This window comes from Acidovorax sp. (assembly GCF_046339755.1).
Lineage (GTDB): Bacteria > Pseudomonadota > Gammaproteobacteria > Burkholderiales > Burkholderiaceae_C > Acidovorax.
Genome location: NZ_JBKDTZ010000349.1, coordinates 1 through 4,987, shown reverse-complemented (window position 1 = coordinate 4,987; position 4,987 = coordinate 1). Strand labels below are relative to the sequence as shown.

5 protein-coding genes and 1 pseudogene are annotated in these 4,987 nt (G+C 67.3%); 3 read left to right on the top strand and 3 right to left on the bottom strand.

Annotated features, from left to right (window positions below):
* Positions 1–74: 74 nt before the first annotated feature.
* From ACK59X_RS30620 to ACK59X_RS30610, 3 genes are all read left to right on the top strand, one after another.
* Complete coding sequence (locus tag ACK59X_RS30620; RefSeq protein WP_409962589.1) at positions 75–1,628, top strand: fumarate hydratase; 1,554 nt, start codon at positions 75–77, stop codon at positions 1,626–1,628.
* Between the two features lie 202 nt (positions 1,629–1,830).
* Positions 1,831–2,712: a glutamate racemase gene (murI, locus tag ACK59X_RS30615; protein WP_409962587.1), complete on the top strand. Its 882-nt coding sequence runs from the start codon at positions 1,831–1,833 to the stop codon at positions 2,710–2,712.
* Between the two features lie 22 nt (positions 2,713–2,734).
* Positions 2,735–3,376, top strand: coding sequence for an energy transducer TonB (locus ACK59X_RS30610; RefSeq protein ID WP_409962585.1), 642 nt, complete (start codon positions 2,735–2,737; stop codon positions 3,374–3,376).
* A 9-nt stretch (positions 3,377–3,385) separates the two neighbouring features.
* Here the strand turns inward: ACK59X_RS30610 and ACK59X_RS30605 are convergent.
* The 3 genes and pseudogenes from ACK59X_RS30605 to ACK59X_RS30595 all read right to left on the bottom strand — a co-directional run.
* Positions 3,386–3,616: pseudogene (locus ACK59X_RS30605) on the bottom strand (M48 family metallopeptidase); the annotation flags it as partial.
* On the bottom strand, positions 3,556–4,191 hold the full coding sequence (locus ACK59X_RS30600) for a hypothetical protein (RefSeq protein WP_409962583.1): 636 nt from the start codon (positions 4,189–4,191) through the stop codon (positions 3,556–3,558). The pseudogene ACK59X_RS30605 and the gene ACK59X_RS30600, both read right to left, overlap by 61 nt.
* A gap of 49 nt (positions 4,192–4,240) precedes the next feature.
* Positions 4,241–4,879, bottom strand: coding sequence for a DUF6806 family protein (locus tag ACK59X_RS30595; protein WP_409962581.1), 639 nt, complete (start codon positions 4,877–4,879; stop codon positions 4,241–4,243).
* Positions 4,880–4,987: the final 108 nt, after the last annotated feature.

Here is a 4,987-nt window from a genome sequence, read left to right as displayed (position 1 = left end):
TTGCGCCCGGCGCCGTCCCAGGCGGCAGCCAGCGTGCACAGACGCGCACCCGTTCCGCCCACGACAGAAACACGATGACCACCACGATCAAGTACGACGATCTCGTCGAGTCCGTTGCTGCTGCGCTGCAGTACATCTCCTACTACCACCCGACCGACTACATCGCCCACCTGGCGCGCGCCTACGAGCGCGAGCAGAGCGCTGCGGCCAAGGACGCCATCGCCCAGATCCTGACCAACAGCAAGATGAGCGCCACCGGCCAGCGCCCCATCTGCCAGGACACCGGCATCGTCAACGTGTTCCTCAAGGTAGGGATGGACATCCGCTGGGAAAACTTCCCTGGCGGCCTGGAAGACGCCATCAACGAAGGCGTGCGCCGCGGCTACAACCACCCCGACAACACGCTGCGCGCCAGCGTGGTGGCCGACCCGCAGTTCGAGCGCAAGAACACCAAGGACAACACGCCCGCGGTGATCTTCGCCCAGATCGTGCCCGGCAACACGCTGGACATCACCGTGGCGGCCAAAGGCGGCGGCAGCGAGAACAAGAGCAAGATGATCATGCTCAACCCCGGCGACAACGTCGTCGACTGGGTGCTCAAGACCGTGCCCACCATGGGCGCCGGCTGGTGCCCGCCGGGCATGCTGGGCATCGGCATCGGCGGCACGGCCGAGAAGGCGGTGCTGCTGGCCAAGGAAAGCCTGATGGACGACCTGAACATGTACGAGCTGCAGGCCAAGTCCTCGCGCGGCGAGAAGCTCGACAAGGTCGAGGAAATGCGCCTCGAACTGTACGAGAAGGTCAACGCCCTCGGTATCGGCGCCCAGGGCCTGGGCGGTCTGACCACGGTGCTGGACGTGAAGATCAAGATGTACCCCACGCACGCGGCCAGCAAGCCCGTGGCCATGATTCCCAACTGCGCGGCCACGCGCCACGCCCACTTCGTGATGGATGGCTCGGGCCCGGTGTACATCACCCCGCCCTCGCTGGACCTGTGGCCCAACGTGAACTGGGCGCCCGACTACAACAAGAGCAAGAAGGTCAACCTGGACACCCTGACCAAGGAAGAAGTCGCCAGCTGGAAGCCCGGCGACACCCTGCTGCTCAACGGCAAGATGCTGACCGGGCGCGACGCGGCGCACAAGCGCATCAAGGACATGCTGGCCAAGGGCGAGAAGCTGCCCGTGGACTTCACCAACCGCGTGATCTACTACGTGGGCCCGGTGGACCCGGTGCGCGACGAGGCCGTGGGCCCGGCCGGCCCGACCACCGCCACGCGCATGGACGGCTTCACCGAGATGATGCTGGCCGAGACCGGGCTGATCGCCATGATCGGCAAGTCCGAGCGCGGCCCGGAGGCCATCGAGGCGATCAAGAAGCACCAGAGCGCCTACCTGATGGCCGTGGGTGGCGCCGCCTACCTGGTGAGCAAGGCCATCAAGACCGCCAAGGTGCTCGGGTTTGCCGACCTGGGGATGGAAGCCATCTACGAATTCGAGGTGGTGGACATGCCGGTGACGGTGGCGGTAGATGCCGGCGGTACCAGTGCCCACATCACCGGGCCGGCCGAGTGGCAAAAGCGCATCGCCACGGGCGAGTTCCGCGGCATCGAGGTAGCGGCGGCCTGAAACGCAGACACTCCCGGCTGAGCCACGGTCCCCCGGCAGCGCACAAGGCGCGGCCGGGGGATTTTTTCTGGGCCGTCCGCGCACCCGGGCGAGTCCAGCAGCGGTCACGGGTTTTCGCGCCGCCATCCGTGCACCAAGGGCCCGGCAGCGTTACAGTGCGGGGCATCGATCGCATGCCTGCTCCGCCCTATTCTTTTCTCCCATGACCTCCCCGAATTCCCAGCCCATTGGCGTGTTTGACAGCGGCGTGGGCGGCCTCAGTGTGCTGCGGGCGCTGCGCGCCGAGCTGCCGCACGAGCGTTTTGTCTACCTAGCCGACAGCGCACATGCGCCCTATGGCGAGCGCGGCGATGCCTATGTGGGCGCACGCACCCACGCCATCACGCGCCACCTGCTGGAGCAGCACGGCATCAAGGCACTCGTGGTGGCCTGCAACACGGCCACGGCGGCGGCCATCCACGAGGTGCGCAGCCGCTACCCGGAGCTTCCGCTGGTGGGGCTGGAGCCAGCCATCAAGCCTGCCCTGGCCGCCACCCGCACCGGGCGCGTGGGCGTGATCGGCACACGTGGCACGCTCACCAGCGCCAAGTTCGGCAAGCTGCTGGCCAGCCTGCAGGGCCAGGCCGAGTTCGTGGTGCAGCCTTGCGATGGCCTGGCCCATGCCATCGAGCGCAGCGTGGACAAGCCGGTGCCCGCCAGCCCCGAAGGCACCGAGACCTGGGAGCTGTGCGAGCGCTACACCGGCGCCATGGGTGCCTTCGGCACCGCTGCAGGACAGATGGACACCCTGGTACTGGGCTGCACGCACTACATCTTTGCCGAGCGCGACCTGCGCACGCTGGTGGGGCCCGGGGTGCGCTTCATCGAGACCGGCGAGCCCGTGGCGCGCCAGACGCGGCGCCTGCTCGAAGGCGCTGGCCTGATGGCCGCACCGCAGGCACAGGCACCCGGGGTCCAGCTGTTCACCACCGGCGGCCTGCCCCAGCTGCAGGCCGCCGCGCAGCGCTGGCTGGACCTGCCCGCCAGCGGCTGCCAGGCGGTGGCGATCCCCTCGCCTGCCACCGAGCACAGCGCTGCGGCCTAGCATGCGGGTTGGACAGAAGCTCATGGCCCTGGTCTCGGTGCTGGCTGCAGCCTGCGCCGCAGCACAGACCGCAGCCCCTGCTGCCGTGCCCCCTCCTGCTGCTGCAGCCGCAGACCAGGCCCAGCAGCTCGCGGACCTGGAAAAGACACAGCGCGAAATGCTCCAGGATCTCAAGCGCCAGTTGGCGGAGATGCCGGAGACCGTGCGCAAGCAGCGGCTGCGCGCCCGCATCGCGGACATCGAAGGCCGCGCCAACCTGCCCCGGGACCTGTACATCTCGCCCGGTGCGAAGATGAGCGCGCCCATGAAGACCTACTACGCGCGCATGAAACAGCGCATGGAAGACTGCGGCACGCGCCATTTTCCGAGCAAGGACGGCAAGCGGCTGTACGGCCAGGGCGTGGTCGGCGTCACCCTGGCCAACGACGGCGCGGTGATCCAGGCCGACGTGCTGCAGTCGTCGCAAGACCGGGTGGTGGACGAGCACATGCTCAAGGTGGTGCGGGCTTCTGCCCCCTTCGGCACGCCGCCCGCCAGGCCCATGGCCGATGGCTCGCCGCGCTACCGCCGCCTGGTCGTTATCACCGGCTTCGACTTCAACCGCGACAGCGACAAGCCGATGCCCGAGCCCGTGCCGGCCTCGGAGCGCTGCAAATGGGAGTGAGGGAGCCGGTCAGGCCGACTCCCCGCCCCAGAGCCGCTCGCCCGAGTGCTCCACATGCGTGAGGTACAGGCGCAGGTCGAACTCGTACTGGTAGTACTGCGGCTCCATGTGCTGGCACAGCTGGTAGAAGGCCTTGCCATGGTCCTTCTCGCGCAGGTGCGCGAGTTCGTGCACGACGATCATGCGCAGAAACTCGTCGGGCCCCTGCTTGAACATCGCCGCAATGCGGATCTCGTGCTGAGGGCCTGTTCACACCAATTTCTGGGTCGCGAAGCCCCTTGCCGGCGTGTCAATCTAGGCGCGTGACGCAGTGTGTGCCTTTGCACACGCAAGGAGCGCAACGACGAGTGGGGCGCCGGCAAGGGCCTTCCCTTCGGGTTGCCCGGCCTGGGGGCCGTCTGCGGCGTTGCCCGCGCTTGCAAGGTGCCTACCGTGCTGCGCACGAGCGCCTTGCATCCAGCCCCCAGGCCGGGCAACGCGATCCCCGAAATTGGTGTGAACAGGCCCTTCGCCAGGCGGTTGCCCTGCACGCGTGAAACGGTGGTGTGCAGGCCCAGGGCATGCCGCACCACATGGATCTTGTTGTCGAACAGCACCTTGTTGATGGTGCCCGCATTGCGCAGATGCCTGGCCTTCAGCTCCTGCGCATAGTCGTACAGCGCCTTGTCGCTGCGCACGGCATGGGCAGCGGGGTACTTGCGCAACAATACCGCCCCCAGGCGGCCCTGGGCGAGCAGATCGCGCGCCTGCTGCTGCAACGGCGCGGGGTAGGACTGCAGGTAGGGCAGCGGTACCGTAGTGGCGGCTGCCGTCATGCGCCACGCCCCTGCTGCCTGTGCAGGAGGCTGCAGCAGACCATCGAGATCAGTGCAGGTGCCGCGGACGGCGGCCACCGCCGCCATGGCCGCTGCCGCCGGCACCACCGCTGCCGCCGCGCGGAGGCTTGCCGATTTCGAGCGAGTTCACCAGGGCATCGAAACGCTGGCTGAACAGCTTGTCGATCTCGGCCACCACGCCGCCGAGTTCGGCACCGTCGAAGTGGCGCTCCATCATGTTCACCACGTCCTGCACCAGCAGGTCGCGCTGCACCTGCATGATGGCGGCGGGCGTGGGGCCCACGAAGAGCATCAGGAAATCGTCGCGCGACTCGGCGCCCTCGCCGCCCTCATCCTCTTCGTCAAAGTCCGCATCGTAGAACGTGACTTCGATGGCCGCACCCAGTTCGGACAGCTCGTTGAGGCTCATGCACATCTCGTCGAGCGACTGGCGAAAGTCCTCGTCGCCGCGCACCGTCCAGCACATCTGCAGCAGGTGCTCCTGGGCATCGAACTTGATGCCGGGCTCTTCCTCATAGGCACTGGCGGCACCATCGGCCAGCGAGCGCGCGCCCGCGTACTTCCACAAGGGCTTCAAGGCCTCCTGGATCTGCTCGAAGCTGGCATCGGCGCGCAGCTGGACCTGTCCGTGGACGTGGATTTCGAAGGGTGCGTTGTAACTTGACATGACTGAATCGTAATAGTGCCCGCAGCCGGGGTCGGCAAGCCTCATGCCTGCTGGCTTGCCCTGGAATGGGAAGATGGAGCCTTGTCGGCGCTGGTTCAGCCTTTCAGC

Coding starts and splice junctions, on each gene's coding strand:
- ACK59X_RS30595 (WP_409962581.1), bottom strand. CDS start 4,879: ATGTCAAGTTACAACGCACCCTTCGAAATCCACGTCCACGGACAGGTC.
- murI (WP_409962587.1), top strand. CDS start 1,831: ATGACCTCCCCGAATTCCCAGCCCATTGGCGTGTTTGACAGCGGCGTG.
- ACK59X_RS30620 (WP_409962589.1), top strand. CDS start 75: ATGACCACCACGATCAAGTACGACGATCTCGTCGAGTCCGTTGCTGCT.
- ACK59X_RS30610 (WP_409962585.1), top strand. CDS start 2,735: ATGGCCCTGGTCTCGGTGCTGGCTGCAGCCTGCGCCGCAGCACAGACC.
- ACK59X_RS30600 (WP_409962583.1), bottom strand. CDS start 4,191: ATGACGGCAGCCGCCACTACGGTACCGCTGCCCTACCTGCAGTCCTAC.